The sequence below is a fragment of the Treponema sp. OMZ 803 genome (genome assembly GCF_024181165.1).
GTDB lineage: Bacteria > Spirochaetota > Spirochaetia > Treponematales > Treponemataceae > Treponema.
The window spans coordinates 2,042,778-2,063,697 of the sequence record NZ_CP051195.1 but is presented as its reverse complement, the minus strand read 5'-3'; the positions used below and the strand labels follow the sequence as shown (position 1 = coordinate 2,063,697).

Annotated in this window: 18 protein-coding genes; 9 read left to right on the top strand and 9 right to left on the bottom strand. The window is 42.2% G+C overall.

Going from position 1 to position 20,920, the window contains the following annotated elements:
- The first annotated feature begins 46 nt into the window (after positions 1-46).
- Positions 47-1,330 (top strand): MFS transporter, encoded by a 1,284-nt coding sequence (locus tag ABH09_RS09380; RefSeq protein WP_253714194.1) that lies wholly within the window; start codon positions 47-49, stop codon positions 1,328-1,330.
- A gap of 46 nt (positions 1,331-1,376) precedes the next feature.
- On the opposite strand, the gene ABH09_RS09375 is transcribed toward ABH09_RS09380, so the two are convergent.
- Together ABH09_RS09375 and ABH09_RS09370 are read right to left on the bottom strand one after the other, a co-directional pair.
- Complete coding sequence (locus tag ABH09_RS09375) at positions 1,377-2,204, bottom strand: substrate-binding periplasmic protein (RefSeq protein ID WP_162664061.1); 828 nt, start codon at positions 2,202-2,204, stop codon at positions 1,377-1,379.
- A 16-nt stretch (positions 2,205-2,220) separates the two neighbouring features.
- On the bottom strand, positions 2,221-3,036 hold the full coding sequence (locus tag ABH09_RS09370) for a transporter substrate-binding domain-containing protein (RefSeq protein WP_162664060.1): 816 nt from the start codon (positions 3,034-3,036) through the stop codon (positions 2,221-2,223).
- Between the two features lie 353 nt (positions 3,037-3,389).
- Here ABH09_RS09370 and ABH09_RS09365 point away from each other — a divergent pair, with 353 nt between their 5' ends.
- Together ABH09_RS09365 and ABH09_RS09360 are read left to right on the top strand one after the other, a co-directional pair.
- Complete coding sequence (locus ABH09_RS09365; protein WP_253714193.1) at positions 3,390-3,875, top strand: FMN-binding protein; 486 nt, start codon at positions 3,390-3,392, stop codon at positions 3,873-3,875.
- Between the two features lie 5 nt (positions 3,876-3,880).
- Positions 3,881-5,098 (top strand): ABC transporter permease, encoded by a 1,218-nt coding sequence (locus ABH09_RS09360; protein ID WP_253714192.1) that lies wholly within the window; start codon positions 3,881-3,883, stop codon positions 5,096-5,098.
- Here the strand turns inward: ABH09_RS09360 and ABH09_RS09355 are convergent.
- The 3 genes from ABH09_RS09355 to ABH09_RS09345 all read right to left on the bottom strand — a co-directional run bounded on the left by ABH09_RS09355 (position 5,053) and on the right by ABH09_RS09345 (position 7,564).
- On the bottom strand, positions 5,053-6,678 hold the full coding sequence (locus ABH09_RS09355; protein WP_253714191.1) for an ATP-binding cassette domain-containing protein: 1,626 nt from the start codon (positions 6,676-6,678) through the stop codon (positions 5,053-5,055). The genes ABH09_RS09360 and ABH09_RS09355 overlap by 46 nt on opposite strands.
- Before the next feature lie 136 nt (positions 6,679-6,814).
- On the bottom strand, positions 6,815-7,075 hold the full coding sequence (locus tag ABH09_RS09350) for a type II toxin-antitoxin system RelB/DinJ family antitoxin (protein ID WP_206182024.1): 261 nt from the start codon (positions 7,073-7,075) through the stop codon (positions 6,815-6,817).
- Between the two features lie 168 nt (positions 7,076-7,243).
- Positions 7,244-7,564, bottom strand: a complete 321-nt coding sequence (locus ABH09_RS09345) for a TfoX/Sxy family protein (RefSeq protein ID WP_006189650.1) — start codon at positions 7,562-7,564, stop codon at positions 7,244-7,246.
- A gap of 157 nt (positions 7,565-7,721) precedes the next feature.
- Between ABH09_RS09345 and ABH09_RS09340 the strand changes: the two genes are divergently transcribed.
- Both ABH09_RS09340 and ABH09_RS09335 read left to right on the top strand, forming a co-directional pair.
- The gene (locus tag ABH09_RS09340) at positions 7,722-8,315 is read left to right on the top strand and encodes a TetR/AcrR family transcriptional regulator (protein WP_253714190.1); all 594 of its coding nucleotides are present in this window, start codon (positions 7,722-7,724) and stop codon (positions 8,313-8,315) included.
- Between the two features lie 187 nt (positions 8,316-8,502).
- On the top strand, positions 8,503-9,849 hold the full coding sequence (locus tag ABH09_RS09335) for an MATE family efflux transporter (protein WP_253714189.1): 1,347 nt from the start codon (positions 8,503-8,505) through the stop codon (positions 9,847-9,849).
- Between the two features lie 629 nt (positions 9,850-10,478).
- Here the strand turns inward: ABH09_RS09335 and ABH09_RS09330 are convergent.
- From ABH09_RS09330 to ABH09_RS09320, 3 genes are all read right to left on the bottom strand, one after another.
- Positions 10,479-11,066, bottom strand: coding sequence for a histidine phosphatase family protein (locus ABH09_RS09330; RefSeq protein WP_253714188.1), 588 nt, complete (start codon positions 11,064-11,066; stop codon positions 10,479-10,481).
- A 385-nt stretch (positions 11,067-11,451) separates the two neighbouring features.
- Positions 11,452-12,282: a CPBP family intramembrane glutamic endopeptidase gene (locus tag ABH09_RS09325; RefSeq protein ID WP_253714187.1), complete on the bottom strand. Its 831-nt coding sequence runs from the start codon at positions 12,280-12,282 to the stop codon at positions 11,452-11,454.
- Between the two features lie 138 nt (positions 12,283-12,420).
- Positions 12,421-13,641 carry an alanyl-tRNA editing protein gene (locus ABH09_RS09320; protein ID WP_253714186.1) on the bottom strand — a complete coding sequence of 407 codons (1,221 nt, stop codon included), beginning with the start codon at positions 13,639-13,641 and terminating at the stop codon, positions 12,421-12,423.
- A 439-nt stretch (positions 13,642-14,080) separates the two neighbouring features.
- Here ABH09_RS09320 and ABH09_RS09315 point away from each other — a divergent pair, with 439 nt between their 5' ends.
- On the top strand, positions 14,081-16,180 hold the full coding sequence (locus tag ABH09_RS09315; protein ID WP_253714185.1) for a methyl-accepting chemotaxis protein: 2,100 nt from the start codon (positions 14,081-14,083) through the stop codon (positions 16,178-16,180).
- A gap of 112 nt (positions 16,181-16,292) precedes the next feature.
- Here the strand turns inward: ABH09_RS09315 and ABH09_RS09310 are convergent, their stop codons facing one another.
- Positions 16,293-17,930, bottom strand: a complete 1,638-nt coding sequence (locus ABH09_RS09310; protein ID WP_253714184.1) for a PAS domain-containing protein — start codon at positions 17,928-17,930, stop codon at positions 16,293-16,295.
- A gap of 151 nt (positions 17,931-18,081) precedes the next feature.
- Between ABH09_RS09310 and ABH09_RS09305 the strand changes: the two genes are divergently transcribed.
- From ABH09_RS09305 to ABH09_RS09295, 3 genes are all read left to right on the top strand, one after another.
- A complete protein-coding gene (locus ABH09_RS09305) occupies positions 18,082-20,049 on the top strand; it encodes a RecQ family ATP-dependent DNA helicase (RefSeq protein WP_253714183.1) in 1,968 nt (655 codons plus the stop codon).
- A gap of 177 nt (positions 20,050-20,226) precedes the next feature.
- Positions 20,227-20,406: a type II toxin-antitoxin system HicA family toxin gene (locus tag ABH09_RS09300; protein WP_253714182.1), complete on the top strand. Its 180-nt coding sequence runs from the start codon at positions 20,227-20,229 to the stop codon at positions 20,404-20,406.
- A 16-nt stretch (positions 20,407-20,422) separates the two neighbouring features.
- On the top strand, positions 20,423-20,815 hold the full coding sequence (locus ABH09_RS09295; RefSeq protein ID WP_253714181.1) for a type II toxin-antitoxin system HicB family antitoxin: 393 nt from the start codon (positions 20,423-20,425) through the stop codon (positions 20,813-20,815).
- Positions 20,816-20,920: the final 105 nt, after the last annotated feature.

Below are 20,920 nucleotides of genomic sequence, written 5' to 3'. Positions count from 1 at the left end.
ATATTTGTATTATTCGTATGATCCGATTATGGGGAGTATAAACCTTATGGAAAAGGCGATAACACGGCCGCTGATAGTGCGCAGAGGTATGCCGTATTTTTTGTTGTTTTCAATATATGCGATAGTCAATACCTATCTGCCGATTATGCTTAGAACACTCGGGTTTTCAACGGCACAGATCGGTATTCTGCTCGGTGTTATCGAAATAGCGGGTGTATGTGCACCTTTCTTTATTACGCGCCGACTTGATAAAACCGGTCGTTACGGATTGGTCATGTGCATATTCGGGTTTGATATTGCGCTATTGCTGTTACCGCTCCTCCACTCCCATTCTTTTTTTGTTACGGCGATCTGCCTTGGTATTTTTGCCATAGGTTTTAAGGGAATGGTACCGGTATTAGACGGATTCACAACAAAAGCGCTTGGACAGCATAATGCCCAATATGGGAAAATTCGAGCGCTCGGTTCTGTCGGCTTTGTCGGAATGAATCTATTTTTGCAACTGCATCCGCTTATTTCGGGAAAAAGACCCATTTCAATGATGCTGAGCATTAGTACGGGGGCACTGTTGTTTGTGGCAATGCTCCGATGGGTGCCCGATTTATATGATCCGTTGCAAGTTCGGGCAGATAAAAAGAATGGTGCGGAAAGTCTGACCGGAAGGAATACGGTGTTGCCGGACGGTGCGGAACCTCTTGTGGTAGAGCAGTTCCCAAAGGATTTGATACAACTGAATGCACAGGAGACTGTAACGCCCGCAGGACAGCGGAGGGCACCTGCCGTATTTGCTAAGTTATTTTGGGAATACCTATTGTTGATTTTTCTCGCATTCTTAGGGTTAGTTCCCTGCCAACGTTTTTTTTCGCTCTATGTAGAAGAATATATCAAAATAGAAGCATCTGCCGGTTTATGGGCTTTGTCGGCAATGGCAGAAATACCGTTGCTTCTTATTTCCGGAAAGCTTATCCGGCATTTTGACAAAGAGCGGCTCCTTGCTGTCTGTTTATTTAGTATCATCGTACGGAATTGCTGTTATATTTTTATCCCCGGCATGGCAGGCGCTGTCGTAGGACAGCTTTTGCATTCGCTTAGTTTCGGCTTATTCCATCCGTTGAGCGTGCTGCTCTGCGTTTTGCATAGCCGTGGCAATACAGTAACTGCGATGACCTTTTTTACTGCAGCAAACGGTGTCGCCTATGTACTCGGCAGTGTGATCGGCGGATATATTATCGAATATATGGGGTATCAGGCTCTTTTTTTATTGTTTAGCGTATTCCCTGCTATCGGTATCGGCTTTTGTCTTCTGTGCCTGTGGCAAAAAAGCAATTGAACCTCCCTCTAAGCGTGGATTGCGAATCGGTTTTTAGAGATATTCATCAGTATTTCCCAGCGATTGACACATCGACACCAAACCATTTTTCGGATATTCTCCGAAGGGTTCCGTCTTGCGCCATATCGACAAGAAGAATATTTATCGCTTTTACCAACTCTTCGTCTTCTTTCCTAAATGCATAACTATAAGTCGCGATATTGATCGGATCTCCAATTACTTCGTAAGGTTTCTTTTCTATTGTGGTTTTATTGTAATATGTTAGTAAGTTCATGACGGCAGCGTCAAGTTGTCCATAATCCAATGCAGTTAGCATGATCTCCTGTCGGGGATAAAGATATGGCCGGCGTCCGTTATTAATATAAAGAGGGGACTTCATGACAATTTTACGCATCTCCTCATCGGACAGCATACCAATTCGCTTATTCCGTAAATCGGTAAATTGGCGGAACTGTACTTCACCACTAAAACTTTGTAGCACAACAACGACCAGCGCATCGCGTAAATACGGTATACTTAGTAAAAAGCGTTCGGCATTGGCCTCATTATTGATGAAACCGCTTGCGATATAATTAATTCTTCTGTTTTCGAGTTCTGCAATTCTGTTTTGGGATGTAATGGGGACAAGCCGCAGCTTTACTCCGAGCTTTTCGGTAACGGCTTTGGCTATATCTACTTCGTATCCCATGATTTCACCCGTACTGGAAAAAAAACTGAGCGGAGGAATTGACGGGTCGACGCCGACTACGAGTTCGTTTTTGACAATGACTCTTGCCAATGAAGAATCGTTTATACCTTCTTCATTTGTTCGCTGCTCGGTACAGGAAAGAATTGTAAACAGCAAAAGAATACCAAAAAAAATTTTTACTTTCATTTTTACCTCAGTACTATTAGAATCTGGTATTCAGTATTGACAAATTAGAACCGAACCATTTCTTTGAAAAGTTCGGGATAGTATTATCTCCATTCATTTCAATCAAAACAGATTCAATTTTAGCTACAAGCGATTTATCCGTTTTTCGAAATGCAAACGTATAATATTCGGTGGCAATGGCTTCGTTGATAATACGGTATCGTGGATTTTTGTCGAGCATATTCCATGAGTAAATAAGATCTAATACAGCAGCATCGCATGTTCCTGCATCGAGGGCTTCATACAGGTGATTAATAGAGTCAAGCTGCCGGATGCTCACATGGTCTTTCAACACTTCTACATCCAACAAAGCTTCGTCTCCTGCTGTTCCCACCTCAACTGCTATCCTTTTATCTCGTAACTGTGCCAACGTTTGATATTCTTTGCTTGCAAGAGCTACGACAATTTTCGCATTTTGAAGATATGGCGTACACATCCGATAGTGCTGTTTCCGGTCTTCCGTAAGGCTGAAGCCGCTCGCAATGCAATCAATTATTCCCGTATTCAAAAGAATCTCTTTTTGTGTCCAATCTATCGGATAAAAGATAGGATGAATGCCGAGGCGGCGGCATAATTCCGTTAATATATCGATATCATATCCCACTATTTCGTTCTTTTCATTTCTAAAAGAGAGGATGGGAACAAAATCTGAAACACCGATGACCAGTGTGGCTTTTACCTGAACCTTTGACCAAGACGGATCTTCAATATATTCAAGTTTATTACTGCGGCATGAAGAAAATAAAATACATAGTATACATAATACTGCACATGCAGTTACCCGTTTTTTCATATTTATCTTTACAACCTTCAACAACAATTTTTCGCACGGTGAGTTTAATACTTCTGTGGCCACAGACTAACACTTTTTATGAGTCCTGTAAAGAGAAATTGTTCAGAGTGTTCAGGGTAAATTGTTCATGTCCGTTTGATGGAATCGCATTAGGCTGCTCTTACTGATGAGTTCTATTTTACAAAATTGAAAAATTATTGATTTCACGAATATGAAAAGGGTAAAAATTGATTTCCGTGAAAAGTTATACTGTAACATTGAAATTTTCGGATAATCGTGTTATAGTGCACCGTTTAATGCATTCTGAAAAGAGATATCCTGTGATATGGATTTATAAGGAGGAATGATAAAGAATGGAAAAAATATCTTTGCGTATATTCACAATTACATTGGCACTTGCGGCGTTTTGTTTCGCAGGGTGCAGTAAAAATGAAGGGGCGGCGCAGCAGGCCGGACAATCGGTACAGGAAACGCAGACTGCGGTACGGTATAAGGACGGCGTTTACAAAGCTGTTTCCGGTATTAAGGATGATTGGGGCGGGTATGCTGAGGTAACGATAACCGTTAAAGACGGTAAAATAACCGACTGTGAATTTCTGTCTTACGAGAAGGACGGAACGCTGAAAGGCGAGGACTACGGCAAAACCGACGGAGTGATTAAGAATGCCGGTTTATACAAAATTGCGCAGAACGCAATTAAGAATGCCGAAAAGTATGGACCGAAACTGGTTGAAACGCAGCAGCTTGATAAAGTGGATGCGATTGCCGGAGCGACTGTATCTTATGAACTGTTTGAGAACGTCGTCGGTATTGCGCTTAAACAGGCGAAGGCGGAGTAGTAACGATGGCAGCTTCCGAACCGGTCAAAAAATTAACGGTTATCGAACTTGCGAAACAGAACCTTAAACGCAAGCCGTTTAGGACGGTGAGTTTGATTGTGCTGACCGCGGTGCTGGCGTTCAGTCTTTTTGCAGGCAGCTTTTTGGTCAAGAGTTTGAACGGCGGAATGCAGTCCTTGTCGAACCGGCTGGGTGCAGACATCATTGTCGTGCCGCAGGGCTATGATTCAAAAATCGAAAGCGCACTGCTTCGCGGTGAACCGAACAGCTTTTACTTTAAGTCCGAGGTTGTAGACCGCCTTAAAAAGATTGAAGGTGTTGATCTCGCTTCTCCACAGCTTTTTATCGCAACCCTTTCCGCCGGATGCTGTTCGTTTCCGTTGCAGGTAATCGGCATCGATTTTGATTCCGATTTTAATATCAAGCCGTGGCTCGAAAGACAGATTCGGTTACCGCTTACCGATAACCAGATTGTCGTGGGCAGTAACATCGTCGGGGATACGCAGTCCCAAGTTAAGTTTTTTAATCAGCCTTTTGTGATTACGGGACGGCTCGCGAAAACCGGTATGGGCTTCGACAATTCCGTGTTTATGACAATTGAAAATGCAAAGCGGCTTGCAAAAGAATATGAGCGGATTATGGAACATCCCGTTGCGCAGGACGAGGATCTTATCTCCAGCGTTATGGTGCGTATCAAACCGAATGCCGATGTCAAAAAAGTCGCTCAGCGCATCCTCACTGAGTTTGAAGGCGAACAGATTTATCCTCTTATTTCCAAGCGGATGATGACCAATATTTCCGCAAGTATCGCAAACCTCAATGTGTATATTTATGTGCTGCTTGCACTGCTCTGGCTTTTGTCGTTCATTGTACTTGCGGTGTCGTTTTCTTCGATATTCCATGAACGGAAAGAAGAATTCGGAATGCTGCGGATTATCGGCGGTACAAAGAAAAAACTTGCGCAGCTTGCTTCTGCCGAAGCGTTTATCATCAGTGCATCAGGTGCGGGAATTGGAACGGTACTGTCCTGCTTAATTGTCCTCTTGTTTAATCAGGCAATTATCGCCGGTCTTAAAATGCCCTTTCTTACGCCGCCGGTTTTGTGGATACTGTTGTGCGCCTTTTTAACATTATCGGCTATTTCGGTTATCGGCCCGCTTGCCGCACTCAAAACAATTCACGGATTTGCCAAACAAGAGCCTGCGTTACAGCTGCAAGGGTAGGGATTATCTATCCGTTCCAACATTCCGCAACTGCCGGTTTTGATAATCCGCCACAATTCCGTGCAGTTGCAATTTTGCAGGAAAACACTGTCATGGCTGATAATAATGAGTGCGCATGATATTTTTGCAAGGGCAGTTTCGAGAAGTCTGGCAGAAAGAATATCCAAGTGATTGGTCGGTTCGTCCAAAATAAGAACTTTGAGTGGTTTTGACATTGCAAGTGCAATCATGAGCTTGCGAAGTTCGCCGGGACTGATCCGCTTGCTGTCAATAAAGGTAAGCAGCGTTTTGGGATTCGATCCCATGCGGTACACCGTAGAAAGAATTTCACTTCGCAGTTCTTTATCGAGCGAGAAGAAGTGTGCTAACACTGCTTGTTCTTCTGCTTTCGGAATTTCCTGCGGCAGATAAAATGAAAGACTTTCTCCATCGCTTTTCTTTTGCAGATCAGCTTCCCGTATCCGGTTTAATATTGTATGTGCGAGTAATGTCTTTCCTGTTCCGTTGGCTCCCGTCAGCGCAATGCGGGACTGCTTTTGCACCGTCAATTCGGGAATCTGCAAGGTATAACTGCCATCTTCTCCTGCACTGATGATTTGAGGCGGCAGGTGTATGAGTACCTTTGGAATGAACACTGACGTGTCTGCTTGCGCCGGTGAAAACCCTTCCTTACGGTTCAGCGGTTTTGCTTGAGTATCGCGGCGTTTTTCGGCTTGTTCACGGCGGCTGTCAAAACATTTTTTTACGATGCCCGGCGTACGGTCTTTACCGGTAACAATGGCAAGGCGGATTTTTTGTGCTGCATCGTGGTCTTTGCTGCCGTACACATTCCTCAGGCGGTTCTTAGAATGTTCTGCCTCGCGCTGCCACATATCGGAAAGTGCTTTTGCTTTTGAAACCCCTGCATCAGCTTTATGCCATTCCGAAAGGCAGGAAGCTCTCTCTGTGTCCCAAAGTTCAAGCGCTGTACTTACATTCGCAGCATAGAGCTTACCTCTGATTGAATCGGCTCCGTCTGCGAACGCTGCTGATTCCCGATATAAGTAGAAGGTAGCGGTACATAATGAATCGGCAAAGGCGCGGTCATGACTGACAATGAGCCCTGTGCCGGTAAACAGTTTTAAGGCATTTATAATGAGCTCTTTTGAAACGGCATCCAAGTGATTGGTCGGTTCGTCAAGCAGCAGAACCGAAGGACGCTCCGCTAAAGCACAGGCAATTTGCAGCCGCTTCTTTTCTCCGCCCGAAAGTGTTTCCCAGCGTTCAAGCTGTTTTGCCGTAATATTAAGCAGCGAGAAAAAGCGACGCACTTCGTTATCCGCATCCCAGAACAATGTATACGCGGTATCGGGCAGTTCTGTACTGTTTTGCGCACAGTATACTGCCGATTCGCATTTAATTATCCCTGAAAGCGGCGGAAGCATCCCTGCGATTAATTTGAGTAATGTCGTTTTTCCGCAGCCGTTTGCACCGGTAATACATGTCCAATGGGATGCTCCTCCAAGCGCTGCGGAGAATCCGTCGAATAATGTCTCCGCAGAATCCGGATATGAAAAAGAAATATCTTGTAGTGTTATCATTCCGATAGCTGCTCCAAAATGAAGTCTAAATATGTTTTACTCGATGCCATAATTACCGATTCCTTACGATTTTTTTATTGATGATAATGTGTACCGCACTGAACAATATATAATTTATCAGACCAAACTTTTACCATCAATCAGTTTCCTTCAGTTCATGAATTTGACATTTTCCGGTTTCAATCTGATGTATACTTTTACGCAAATATTTCATATTTTCTTCCGAATAAATATACGGATCCTCGGATGCTTTCAGTGCAAAGGGCAGGCCATTTTCTCGAATCGTGGCCTTTACAAAAGAATTGATAGCCGAAGAAATATTGATTCCCATAGAATCACAGATTCGTTCAAAACTTATTTTATCGCTCTGTGTAATTTTTGCTGATATTGTAGTCATTTATAATACCTCTTACTACAGCGTAATACATGAGCTTCTAAAAATCAAGTATCTTGTCTGTTAAAAATTTGATTTATTCGTGCGGAGAGGGTGTTGATTATTTTTAACATCACTTTCAGTCTAAAACTTAATGTGGAGCAGCTCCATAGTATAAATACCGCACACTTTTTATCTTTTCTTCTTCATTTTCGGCGCCGGTAATTCATCATACATTGCATTAAACAAGCCCGTTATAAATGCTTTGTCATCAACTTCGTCTACTAAAAGCATTTCTTTTGCGCCTTGATACGGCAATTCGTAGGAAGCGTTCGGCATATACGCAATTGCCGACGGGACCGCTTTTACCAGTAAGCGGTCATCGTAGATACCGCCCACAATTTTATCTCGATAGTAAATGATAAATTCTCCCATCATTGCGCGATAGCGTATGTCTTGCAATTCAGATAACTGCTCCAAAATAAAATCTAAATATGTTTTACTCGATGCCATAATTACTAAAGTCTACTGTTTTTAACTATTATTTGTCTATACTGTTCATTTCGCGCTGTTTGCAAAGTGTTTTTTTTACTTGACACCACTTGATAATAACGCTATATTAAAAACCGACAATACTGTCGGTTTTTGCTAGGCAAGGAGAGACTTTATTTTGAAAGAAGAAAAACAAAAAGTCGGACAGATGAGAAAAAGAGAAATTCGAGAAGCTGCAAAAAGATGCTTTTTAAATAAAGGTTTTCAGAATACAACAATGGAAGATATTATTACGGAAATAGGTATGAGTAGAGGCGGCGTGTATCATCATTATGCAAGTACAACGGAAATGCTTAAAGACTTAATGCTTGATGGAAATGAATACAGAAATAGCTTGATAACTGAATATTTAGCGCATAATCGGAGCAAAGATAAATATCAGCAAATGGGTGATATTTTAACAAGTAAGGCATTAGCAAAAACCGATTTAATGAAGCTGTACGCACTTCTTTTACAAGCAAAAAACTATAATCAGGATTTGGAGGATTTATATCAAGAACTAAAATTGCATACAACTAAAGAGCTTGATCTCATTGCAAAGAAACTGGGAATTACGGCACATATTTTTAAGGATGGCTTTTTAGTTCATTACATTAATAGTTTAATAGTGAGTTCGGAAGTGCTTAATGCACGGAATTCTTTTGACGCGCATAAGAAGTATATAAAAGAAACAATCATACAATACATTATTGATCTTGAAAAAAATAACTAAACCAATAGGGATATTTGAAAATGAGAAATCAACATACCCCGACGCTCGCGTCGGGGCACAGTGCTCAATGTTTCGCACTGTGTGTTCTATAAGGTGGTTGCAGTCGGCTTTAATACCCTTTGTTACGACGCAGAGCGTCGGGGTATTAAACCCTCCGCACGAATAATATTTTAAGAGGTGAATTGCAATGAAACAAGATATGAAAACACAGCTATTAACTAAAAGTCCTAAAGAATTGTTATTCAAGTTAGCCATCCCGGGAATAATCGGAATGCTGGTTATCGGCCTGTACCCGTTTATGGATGGGATATTTGCCGGGCGGCTTATTGGGGACTATGCGATGTCGGCAATTAGTGTATCTATGTCCTTAACAATCATAAATGGCGGAATATCGGCTTTGATAGGCGTAGGCAGTGCATCGATATTATCACGAGCTATCGGTAAGGGTGATAAAGAAACAATAGATAAAATATTCGGCAATTTTTGTTATTGGGTTATTTTATTTTCTGCAATTATCACAATAGTAGGTTTGATATTCGCACCTCATTTTTTAGACATGGTTGGTGCTAAAGGAAATATCAAAGAGCTTGGTGTTAGATATTTGCGGGTTGTGTTCTTTGGATCTCTATTTGTTAATTTCGCTCAAGCGGGTAATATGACAATGCGCGGCGAAGGGGCATTAAAACAATCAATGATGATTATGGGAACGGGAGCCATACTCAACATTATTTTAGACCCTATTCTTATGAAGCTCATGGGAGAATATGCTATTGAAGGAGCTGCTATCGCAACCGTATTATCTCAGATCGTACAAGCTTTATTAACATTTCACTATTTTTCAAAGAAGAGTTCATTTGTGAAAATCCATAAAGTCAAAAAGTACAAAGCAATTTACCGTGAAATGTTTAGTATCGGCAGTTCGGCAATGATGATGCAAATTTTATTTGCGGTGCAGCAAACATTTTTATTTAAGCAAGCCTTTGTATATGGCGGAGATAACTGGGGGATTTTGATGTCTGCAACAATGAGATTATATATGTTTTCATTTATTCCGTTGTGGGGAATGAGTCAAGGATTGCAGCCTGTTATAGGAGCAAATTTCGGAGCAAAGCAATACGGACGAGTAAAAGATACGATGAAGATTTTTATGTATGGAGCAACTATTCTTGCGGCAGCTTCTTGGGTACCGTCAATGTTTTGTTCCGATACATTACTGTCTTTATTCAGTGTAAGATATGAGATTATTGAAGCCGGTGTTAAAAACTTTAAGATGTTTTATTCCACATTTATTTTATACGGAATTATGATTATGACACTGACCTTTTTCCAATCCATTGGAGACGGTAAAAAAGCAGGAATTATTGTACTGTTGCGACAATTGGTATTATTTATTCCGGCGATACTTCTGTTGCCGCAATTATTCGGAGCGTCAGCTGTTTGGTGGGCGGAACCTATTGTAGATTTTACAATGATTATAGCCGGATTGTTTTTAATGCTTAACGTAATGAGAAAAATGGAAAAGGAAGCCGTTTAAGGGATTCCTTAATCTTAAAACAATGAACTTTTTATAGGAGATGATACTCAATGACAGGGTTGCAAAGAATGAGCCATTAGATATGTGGGCATCTCTAAAAACTCGGTTAGATTTTTAGAGATGCCCGACGAGTCTTTTTGATAAGTCTTTACATTTTTATGACTTATCAAAAAACATCGCAAAATCTAAGGAAAACCTCTAAAAACTGAAGTTTTTAGAGGTTCCCATGTATTTTTCTCCCAAGCCGTTTCTCCAATCTCCACTGCGGTGGGGAACCGTCATCTCCCCAATACTCATCCATCGCAATGATTTTATCATCTTTTAGTTTTATAAACGATACCACATGAAAAGAACTTGTTCTATCAACACTATATACGTTGACAGCGGTGATGATTAAATCATCGGTTTGTTCTATTCTTTCGATTGTTCCGTCCCATGTTCCCGGATACTCGCAATTTGCTTGTATGTATTCTTCAACCGTGAAATGCTCATTGGTACAATGCCAGTTGATATATGCCGAATCGGAAAAGTAAGTGCGTAAACGCTCGGCATCCTATTTTAATACTGCATTCAAAAAATCTTGTATGTTCATAATTCCATCAATTTAATTATATATTCTTTGTGTAAATTTATTTACCGCTTTTTCTCAGAAAACTCAAATACTCTTGATCTTTCTCATAAACAAAACATTTCACTATGTCTAAATTTTTTATGTGCATCGGTTTTTGAACGGGATAACGCTGTGCAAGTATGCTCAGCATTGTCCGCATCTGAAATCCGTGACCTACAATCACCGCATTTTTGTTTTCCATTAAAGACATCAATGCTTCGATTTCATGCTTGACCATCCGCTTTGTTCTTTCCTGCCGCGGATTGTTGCAAAACCACTGCACCCGTCCCCAGAATAGCCATCGCCATAGCGAAAGCGGCTTATCAGAATCTCGATACGGATAAATCGGTATTTCCGAAAGCTCCGGTAACCGCATCGGTGTTTTATCAGGAAAGAGCAGTGCCGCCGTGTCAATGCTTCTTTTTAACGTACTCGTATAAAGTTCAAAATGCTCCGGTAATTCATCTCTGATAGACCGAAGCTGTGAATCGTTGATCTGTTCTATCGGTGCTTCATCATACTCAGCCTGTGCCTGAGCAAAGCCCTCAGCCGTATATTTCTTTTCCCAATTAAAAAGCACGTGTGCATGCCGTATCAAAATAAGCATTATGGTGCATACCTCATGTGTTCCCGCTACAGTGTGCTTTGTGTGTGTTGAGGATCAATCTTTTTGCAGCACCACCGGAGATAGTCAGTGTAACAGAATATGCTCTGTTAGAATCTATTAGAACGAGACATTAACGATATATAAAAGAGGGTGAAAAGTCAATAATGGATAATAGGGCATTTCTAAGAACGATTCGCCGTATTTTATATGGGAAAAAGGAACAAATCGCCCAACCGGTACCGCATGCCGCTTAATCAGTATGCTGGAAAATCAGACATTTGAAACACTGCCTTTTGTAAAAAGGATAGCAACTGCGTAACCAACAGAATCGTTACTGCATCGCCCATGTTGTACAATAAATGATGGGATATACAGTTCTTACCTACTACCTACAATCTTTTTTATGCAGATAGACAAATAGAACAATTATAAATGACACGGATTGGGCAATTGCAATTCTTAAAAACATCAATTCATCACATCCTGTAGAAGAAACAATATGAAAAATATTGATGATTGTATTATTTATAAAGTGATCACCCATTGCCATATAAATAGAGCCGGTCAATTTTGTTAATAAAGCAAATTTAAATCCGATAAATCCGGACGCAGTAACCAACAGAATAATATTTACATACATACCTTCAATACTGCTGCTGCCGTCAAAATAGTTTCTTACAGGTCCGATAAAATGCCATAATCCAAACAAAACAGAAGTAATAAGCACAGATACAAAAAATGTATGATTTTTCTCAAGCATTTTTGTAAACAGACCTCTGAATATCCCTTCTTCCATAATCACATTAATGATATTCCCGATAATACAAATTACAAAAAAGAGTAGTGAAGTTTGATTTCCTATATTTTTATCTACAGAATAAGAACTGACATATAATTGTAATGATTGAAAATTTTTATTTGAAACAGCTATAACAATCTCTATACTATAAGCTAATACATATATACAAATTCCAAACAGCAATCCCATCAATGTATATTTTACAGCTCTATTTTTATTAAATCCGATATCTTGCGCTTTAAAGTTATATAATCTAGCTGCTATGAATAAAACAACTATCCCCAAAAGTTTGTGTAAAAATGCCTCTCCCCAAAATGTTTGATCCGTACGAATAATAAAATACTCTATAAATCGGAATATAAAGCACAATATATAAATCACAAGAACGGCAAACAAAGGTTTATTGATTTTCGTCATCTCTTATTTTCTCCCATGATTTCTTCATCTTCATTCTTATCGGCAATGACAGTTAATCTGCCTTTCCATGATGATAGTGTTAATCTCTTTTTCAAAGTGCTCCTCCCCTATGGCTGATTCATCTAGCTATACAGGATACTATCCTCGTGCCCTGCTCAACAAGCCGGTAAGCGTTTCCTCAATAATTTCCTTCCCCGCAAAATACGTTCCTTGAATGGCAGAACTGCTTCCGCCGCCGCGGCCGTTGAGCTGTTGGTTTAATGTTTTTATGTGCGGTTTTAAATCGATGGCATTGCTGACGATGACGTAATTGTATGCTGTCGGTTGTAGTCCTTCCGGTTCAACGGCAACCGCTGATAATGCTGCGCAAGTGTGCATTTTTCCTGTTGCTAGAAGCAGATTGCAGAACGAGCGCAGATATTCGATACTGAGATTATCTTCAAAATAAAGAGGTGCGCTCTCAGTATCTGCCGCCGACTCCGCTTTCTGTTTTAGATATTTTTCGGTCATTTCATGGAGTTGCTGCTGGAGTTTTCCTTTTTCGGCATTTAATTTTTCCACCGCATCCTGCACTTCGGATGGCTTTGCCGATAAGCAGCGGGAGATAGCCCGTACTTGTGCCGTTTCTTGTTCGTATGCAAGAACCGCCTTTCTGCCGCAGAGCACTTCCAAACGGACTCCCTTTTTTCGGTTCGTAAAGTTGAGGATTTTAATCAGGCCGATTTCGCCGGTTGCTGTAACATGTGTGCCGCAGCAGGCGCAGGCATCAAGTCCCGGAATGGTGATAATGCGTACGGTACCCGACAGTTCTTTCTTGCTGCGGTATTGCATTGTCTTACGTTCTTCATCGTTCGGAAAGCTTTCTTGAATCGGAAGATTTGCACGGACAATTTCATTGGCACGCTGTTCCGCATCGAGTACTTGCTCGTCAGTCAACGGACCGCTAAAGTCGATGGTGATAAAACTTTCTCCCATGTGGAAACCGACGTTTTCGTACCCGTAGGTTTGTGCGAGGATGCCGGTAAGGATATGCTCGCCCGAATGTCCTTGCATATTGTCGCAGCGGCTTACCCAGTCCAATACTCCGTGAACTTTTGTTCCGGCAGCAAGCTCTCCATCGGCAATATGAATGATGCGTTCACCTGCAAATTGCGTATCAGATATTCGGACAGTCTTCTCAGGTTGTCCTTCCGCAACAAGGCTGCCCCTGTCGCCGGGCTGTCCGCCCCCTTCGGGATAAAATGCCGTATCCGACAGTTCTATCTCATACCCTCTCTCGGTTTTTGAACAAGCGGTTACCGTCGCATCGAATTCTTTGATATACGGTTTTTGATAATACAGTGCACTAAAGTTTTCCATAAATATTCCTTGTATCGAGTAAGTTCATTATACTCCGATACGGCAATAAATCCAATCATCTTTTATCTGTTGAATATAAGGTAAACGCTTAAAACTATCTGATGCGGTTACCTTCCGTTTGCACAAAATTTTGCATAAAATTTTGTGCTATTTTTTTTAAGAAGGATAAACGCATCAGGTAGAGTAGATAAAAAGCGCAGAAGCAATGGGGTTGTGAGACCATTTGAACCGCGAAGAGGTTCAACTCTGGTTGAACAACCCCATTGCTTCTGCGGGGTTACTAAAAAACGGCATGATGCGTTTATCCTGATATCGAATATGTATTGTCATCTCTGCTAAACTCAGATATAGTAACTCTATTATTATAGACAAGGCAAGGGCGTCTCTAAAAACCAAGCGAGTTGTTAGGGAAGCTCGGTATGCGGAGGGATTTCTCTTTATGCGGGAAAAGAAAATTTTTTCTATTCGTAAGAAGTTGCTTATCATTTTCGGAACATTGATTACGGTAGCCGGTGTTATACAAGGTTCCTTATCGCGGTACACTGCACAGCGGGCGCTTACCGCGCGGGTCAATGCGCATCTCATTGACAAGGTAAACGATATCGCCTTATTTATCAGTAGCGATATTAAAGGGGACTTCAGTTTCTTAAGCGGTTTTATGCGTAATCCGGCAATAAAGGATCCTTCAGTGTCTTTTACGGAAAAAACGCGAATTGTGCGTGACGATATCGGATATGCAGACACTCTCAGTTTTTTTAATATATGCGATACTAAGGGAAACAGCTATTATGCCGACGGTACGGTTAGCTTTGTCGGGGATACGGATTGGTATAAGAGCGCGGTGAGTGGAGTTTCTTTTATCACCGAACCTCATATTTCAACGCTCACTAAAAAACTGGAAGTTATTTTGGCTGTTCCGCTATTAGATAATGATGATAATGTTATTGCGGTTTTGGTTGCAGGGCTGGGGGGAACCGTTATTTGCGATACCATATCGGAGATCACAATCGGTAAAACGGGAAATTGCCATATTTTAGGGATGGACGGAACAACTATTGCCCATAAGGATACATCAATCGTTGAATCGCAACAGAATACAATGGAACTGGCAAAGACTGACCGCTCCTTTGCATCTATCGCAGAATTTCAACGACAAGCGATTTCAAGTTCTTCCGACGGTATCGGTTATTACACTTATGACGGTAAAAAGCATATTGCAGCCTATACGAAAATGCCGGATACGAAGTGGACAATTATTATCGCTGCTCCAGCGGAAGAGTTTCTCGGCGCAATTACGGATTTTCGTAAAATGATCATTATCATCGGTGTTATCATATTGGCTGTAACGCTGACAATTGTATTTTTTATTGCGGCGAAGATGGTGGCTCCCGTCCAGACAGCGGTTAATGCGCTGAAAGATATTTCGCAAGGGGAAGGCGATTTGACCGTGCAGCTTCCTCTTATCGGTAATGATGAGGTAACGCGGCTATCGGAATATTTTAATGAGACGATTAAAAAGATTCGTTCTTCCATACAATCTATCGACAGCAATGCCGGAATAATGCGATCGATTGGCGATGAGCTCGCTCAGAATATGACCGAGACTGCACAAGCTGTCCATAAAATAAATGAAAATATCGACGGTGTAAAACAGCAAGCGTTGACACAGACTGCAAGCGTCGGAGAAACGGCAGCAACGGTTGAAGAAATTATCAAAACGATACGGCAATTAAATACCCGCATAGAAAGCCAGTCGGCAAGCGTATCTATTTCTTCTTCTGCGATAGAAGAGATGGTTGCCAATATCGCATCGATTACCGATACGCTTGAAAAGACGGACGGGGTTATTAAAACGCTTGCGGAAGCAACCGCCGGCGGACGGGAGATTATCGTGAATACCGGCAGCGTTACTCAAAAGATTGCCGAGGAGTCGGGCAGTTTGATGGAGGCTTCAAGTGTGATTCAGCACATTGCATCTCAAACGAACTTACTTGCAATGAATGCCGCTATCGAAGCAGCTCATGCCGGTGAAGCCGGAAAGGGGTTTGCGGTTGTTGCTGACGAAATCCGCAAACTTGCAGAAGATTCCGCCGCGCAGGGTAAAACAATTACTGCGACGCTTAAAACGTTGACTGTAGAAATTGAAGGGCTTTCTACTTCTTCGAAAGTTGCAGGTGAAAAATTTGCTACTATTTTTACGCTCTCCGATCAGGTAAAAAATATGAGTACCCGTTTAACAGAGTCGATGAGGGAACAGGAAGACGGAAGCCGCGAGGTATTGGAGGCAATTAAAAACATCAGCGAGGTAACTGTTGAAGTAGAAGCCGGATCAGGCGATATGCTGAAAGGCGGAGAAGGAGTTGCGCACGAAATGAAAAAACTCGATGGGCTGACCAACACAATCGCTGCGAGTATGAAAGAAATGGCGGCAGCGGCAGTGCAAATCAATAATGCAATCCAAGGCGTAAAAGAAATCACCAATAAGAACAAACGAAGTATCGAAAATTTGGCACAGGAAGTATCCAAGTTTAAAATATAGAAGAGAGGCTTTAGGGTATCTGAAAAAACTCGGGTAGCTTTTAAGGATTCTATGCATATTTTCTCTTGAGTAATTATGCGGCATAATTACTCAAGAGACGTTTTTGTATGCTCTATTTTCCAAGCCGTTTTTTTATTTCCGCAATTAAAGTATTCAGTTCAACGCCGGTGCGTTCGCTCGCAATTTCAATCGTCGCCTTCGGCAGCATGATCCGTGCAAGCGGTGTTTTCAGCATTTTAAACTTGGGACTGATTTCTTCCATTTTATCTTTTAATGCAGGGTAATCTTCGAAAATATCTTTTAAAAGCGTATCGGCGGTAATATCTGCTGCGGAAAGTTTTTTATCCCGCTGCGGAGATTCGGAACTCTGTGTATGTGACGTACCGGCTGCACATTTCGCATCGACGGGATCGCCGTTATGAGATTCATTTGAGTTTTCTTGGATAACGGTTTGACCGCTTATTTCGCCGCCTTTTTTCCACGTGAGCAGCGTTTGCGAATCGGTTAGGCTGCGGATATGTGTACAGTCTTGCATCATTTCGAGGATGCCGCGGAATTTACCGTGTTCGTCGCGGACTGCCGTATACAGAATGTAGATAAAGATGCCGGGTTTATTGATCCAGAATTCCGCAGAGTCCTGTTCGCCCGATCGGAACTTTTCAATAATCTCTTCGACGATATGCACGCTTGCCCGCGGGTGGCAGTTCTTAACATTCCGCCCGATGACGTTTTTGCTGCGCGGAAACACGCGGTGCTCCGTATCGGAATAAAAGCAAACGATTTCGTTTTCGTCTACATACGAAAGATCGACAGGCAGATGTCGGTAAATCAAATTGATTTGTTCGAGTGTCAGCTTACCGGTTGCCACGTCAAAAACTGAACTGTTTCCGCCGCCGACATTTAAACCGTGCTTGCGTAATACTGCGGCTAAATCCTCCGTCAAGGAAGAAGCTTGTCCTGCAGTGCTCGACGCTTGCGTATTCTGTGCTGTGTGTCCGGAAGCGTTTTTATCAGGTGTGCCGTTTGCAGTGTCGTTTATCCACGCAAAGCCGATTTCTTTGTCTCCCGATTTCATCTCTTCAAATTCTTTTTCAGTGATCATCGCAAGCGAAGTAGGATACAAAATTGCTTCTTCTTTTTGCAGTAAGTCACGCACATCGGCAACAATCGAAGATTGCACCGCAATAAATTGATCGTCGGCATCCTCTTCCAGCAGCTTTCGCGCATCCCGTATTTCATCACGGATAAAATTATCCAGCGTCCACATTGTTGTCGTAGGTCGGTCAAAGCCTTTTTTTTCCAAAATGGAATAGAGCTGATTTTGTTTGCGGGACAGGTGTATTCTGAACTGATCCAGCCGGTCATATATGCCGAGCCACTGATTTTTGATAAGCGGATATTGAACGAGGTCTTCAATTTCCAATAGGATTTTTTTGAGCGCATCGTTTTCACGGTAATAGCACATGATAGGATGATCGTCGGGTAAGTCGGGGCGGCTCGTATCCATAATGTCCTCAAAAAGCTCAAGCATTTTTTGAATGTCTTCTTTTTGGCATTCATTTTCGTCAAACTCTTTAAGTTCCTGCTCTGCGAGGGCGATCTCGTACGGTTTTAAGGAACCGACTTTTTCCTTTAATATCCGTTTGGCATCCGCTAAACCTATTTTGCCTGCATTATAGTCATTCTTCAGCTGAAGAACCGTTTTTATCTTTGCATCATTTACTGAATCTAAATGGCGTTTCATTTCCATAGGTGTCCTCCGTATAAAGACTGTAGTTTCTTATTCCCGGAAGCGATAAGAGATATCTGTTAGTCTTTATTTACAATGAAGATAAGGAAATATCTAAGATGCGTCAAGTCAATCTCTTCTGCAAGCCGCATGGAATGGATATAATCGCTTTATGGAAAAACACGATGAACTGCTAAAGCGAGCGCATGCTGTGCTTAAAACGACATTCGGTTACAATGAGTTCCGTCCTATGCAAAAGGAAGTGATTGCCTCCGTGCTGTCGGGGCGTGATACGCTTGCCGTTATGCCGACCGGCGGCGGAAAATCGTTGTGCTATCAAATCCCTGCGCTTTTGTTCGGCGGCATTACGCTTGTTGTTTCTCCGCTGATTTCACTCATGCAGGATCAAGTTGCTTCCCTTGTAGAAAACGGTGTGAGTGCAGTGTTTTTGAATAGTTCGCTTGAATGGGGCGACTATCTTGATGCAGTGCAGCGTATTAAGTCCGGAAGTGTCAAATTGGTATACCTTTCTCCGGAAGCGCTTGCGGCGGATCGCACGCAGTCTATACTCCATGATGCAAACCTACCGGTCAGCTGTATTACCATTGACGAAGCTCATTGCATTAGCGAGTGGGGGCATGATTTCCGTCCCGACTACTTGGCAATTTCGAATATCCGTGCGCAGTTTAGGGATGCGGTTTTCCTTGCGCTTACGGCAACGGCAACCGCACAGGTACAAAAAGATATTACGGCAAATCTCCGTATGAAAACGCCGGAAGTTTTTGTCGCGGGTTTTAACCGCGCAAATATTTTTCTTGAAGTACGCTCCAAGCGGAATGCGCTGCGCGAGGTTCTAGCCTGTCTTGAACAACACAGCGGTGAAAGCGGAATCATTTATTGTTTTTCGCGCAAGCAAGTTGATAAGCTCACCGAACAGCTCACGGATTCCGGCTACGCGGCGCTCAATTATCACGCAGGGCTTTCCGACGAAGAGCGGAGAAATCATCAACAGCAATTTATCCGTGATAAGGTGCGGATTATGGTTGCGACGGTTGCATTCGGTATGGGAATTGATAAACCGAACGTCCGCTTTGTTATCCATTATGATTTACCCAAGTCGCTCGAAGAATATTATCAGGAGATTGGACGAGCTGGACGTGACGGACTTGCCTCGCACGCCCTGCTTTTATACAGCGCAGGCGATGCGCATAAAATCCGTTCGTTTTTTGAAGAGGCAGCGGACAGCGCCAACTCTGAACGGCTCTTGCAGGCAATGCTCAAGTTTGCCTCCGCCCGGACATGCCGCCGTCATTTCCTCTTGTCGTATTTTGGAGAGCAGTTTGTTCCGGCGGCAGCTAACGAAAAACCCGAAAGCCCTGATGCAGAACCGGAAGGCATCGGCAGTGAATCCGAAAGCGCTGCCGGACAAAGATGTCCTTTTCCATGCTGCGATGTGTGTGCCGCGCCTCCGTCTCCGCTGACAGATGTTACCATCCCGGCGCAAAAGTTTATGAGCTGCATATACCGCACGCAATCACGGTTCGGACTTTCGTATATTGTTGATGTGCTGCTCGGCTCAAAGCAAAAGCGGATTATTGAAAACGGGCATGATAAAGTTTCAACATGGGGAATCGGGAAAGAGCTTTCAAAAGAGGATTGGTTTGCGCTCTCCGATGCGCTCATCTATGCGGGACTTGTCGAAAAAACCGGTGATTACAATGTGCTCATCATAACCGAGAACGGTAAACGGACGCTTGCATCCCGCGCAAAAGTCGAACTCCCGATCGAGCTTATCGGGCAGAGTGGGGTGAATCAAGCAGAATCTCAAAAGGACGGTATTGATTCTAAAAAGGCCGGTGCCGTGCATAAAAAAAGTGAATATAAGCGAGATGAATTTTTGCGCACGTTGAATGAAGATGACGTAGCGTTGTATGAAGCGATAAGAGACTGGCGCAGACACGCTGCCGAGGAAGAAAACGTTCCGCCTTACGTTATATTCGGCGATAGAACAATCGAAGACCTCATCTTTAAAAAGCCGCGTACGGTACGTGAACTGCTGAACGTATTCGGTATCGGCGAAATAAAAGCGGAAAAATTCGGCTCGGCGCTTTTGCGTCTTGTGGAAAATACGGGGAGGTAGCAGTGGGTGGGCAAAAAGAATTTGCGAAGAAGAGGAGCAGGCTGCTGAAAAATCGTTTTTTAAAATACAGCAATTAAGGAAATCTTTAGATTTTGAAACTTCTCCAATTATTTTGTAAATCGCGATACCTTGAAATACGTGCTTATACGTGTTATAATTGTATCATAAGGTGATGCTATGACAGCAGATGAGATTATAAAACTATTAAAAAAAGCCGGTTATGAAATTACTGCCGGAGCAAAACACGATAAAGCAATCCATAAAGAGACAGGTAAAATGATTGCGATACCTCGGCATAAAGGCGATGTTCCGACTGGAACAGCGCATAATATTCTCAAAGAAGCAGGTTTAAAATAGTAAAAGGAGGCATAATATGAAATATACATATCCCGTTATTTTTGAATACGATGATGGAAAAATAGGTGTAAGAGTTCCTGATATTTCCGGCTGTTTTACATTTGGAGAAACAATCACGGAAGCAATAGAAATGGCAGAGGATGCCATAGCTATGATGCTTGCTCATTATGAAGATCATCGGCAACAGATACCGGAACCGAGTGATATATCTAAAATTAAAATAAAAAACGGATTTGTGAATTATGTAATAGCCGACACTGATGCTTGGCGCAAACAGTTTTCTGAAAAGGCAATAAAGAAAACTGTTACTATTCCGGCATGGCTCAATTATAAAGCGGAAGAAGCCGGGGTTAATTTTTCACAAGAGCTACAAAACGCATTGAAACAGCGGTTGCAAATTGCATTGTAATTTTATTCGTGCGGAGAGGTTAATCCCCGACGCTTGCGTCGGGGCTGTTGCTTGTAATAGTAAAAAAATAAAAAGTAATCGTATTAATCAAAATTTTCCTAGTAC

Coding starts and splice junctions, on each gene's coding strand:
- ABH09_RS09380 (WP_253714194.1), top strand. CDS start 47: ATGGAAAAGGCGATAACACGGCCGCTGATAGTGCGCAGAGGTATGCCG.
- ABH09_RS09375 (WP_162664061.1), bottom strand. CDS start 2,204: ATGAAAGTAAAAATTTTTTTTGGTATTCTTTTGCTGTTTACAATTCTT.
- ABH09_RS09370 (WP_162664060.1), bottom strand. CDS start 3,036: ATGAAAAAACGGGTAACTGCATGTGCAGTATTATGTATACTATGTATT.
- ABH09_RS09365 (WP_253714193.1), top strand. CDS start 3,390: ATGGAAAAAATATCTTTGCGTATATTCACAATTACATTGGCACTTGCG.
- ABH09_RS09360 (WP_253714192.1), top strand. CDS start 3,881: ATGGCAGCTTCCGAACCGGTCAAAAAATTAACGGTTATCGAACTTGCG.
- ABH09_RS09355 (WP_253714191.1), bottom strand. CDS start 6,678: ATGATAACACTACAAGATATTTCTTTTTCATATCCGGATTCTGCGGAG.
- ABH09_RS09350 (WP_206182024.1), bottom strand. CDS start 7,075: ATGACTACAATATCAGCAAAAATTACACAGAGCGATAAAATAAGTTTT.
- ABH09_RS09345 (WP_006189650.1), bottom strand. CDS start 7,564: ATGGCATCGAGTAAAACATATTTAGATTTTATTTTGGAGCAGTTATCT.
- ABH09_RS09335 (WP_253714189.1), top strand. CDS start 8,503: ATGAAACAAGATATGAAAACACAGCTATTAACTAAAAGTCCTAAAGAA.
- ABH09_RS09330 (WP_253714188.1), bottom strand. CDS start 11,066: ATGCTTATTTTGATACGGCATGCACACGTGCTTTTTAATTGGGAAAAG.
- ABH09_RS09325 (WP_253714187.1), bottom strand. CDS start 12,282: ATGACGAAAATCAATAAACCTTTGTTTGCCGTTCTTGTGATTTATATA.
- ABH09_RS09320 (WP_253714186.1), bottom strand. CDS start 13,641: ATGGAAAACTTTAGTGCACTGTATTATCAAAAACCGTATATCAAAGAA.
- ABH09_RS09315 (WP_253714185.1), top strand. CDS start 14,081: ATGCGGGAAAAGAAAATTTTTTCTATTCGTAAGAAGTTGCTTATCATT.
- ABH09_RS09310 (WP_253714184.1), bottom strand. CDS start 17,930: ATGGAAATGAAACGCCATTTAGATTCAGTAAATGATGCAAAGATAAAA.
- ABH09_RS09305 (WP_253714183.1), top strand. CDS start 18,082: ATGGAAAAACACGATGAACTGCTAAAGCGAGCGCATGCTGTGCTTAAA.
- ABH09_RS09300 (WP_253714182.1), top strand. CDS start 20,227: ATGACAGCAGATGAGATTATAAAACTATTAAAAAAAGCCGGTTATGAA.
- ABH09_RS09295 (WP_253714181.1), top strand. CDS start 20,423: ATGAAATATACATATCCCGTTATTTTTGAATACGATGATGGAAAAATA.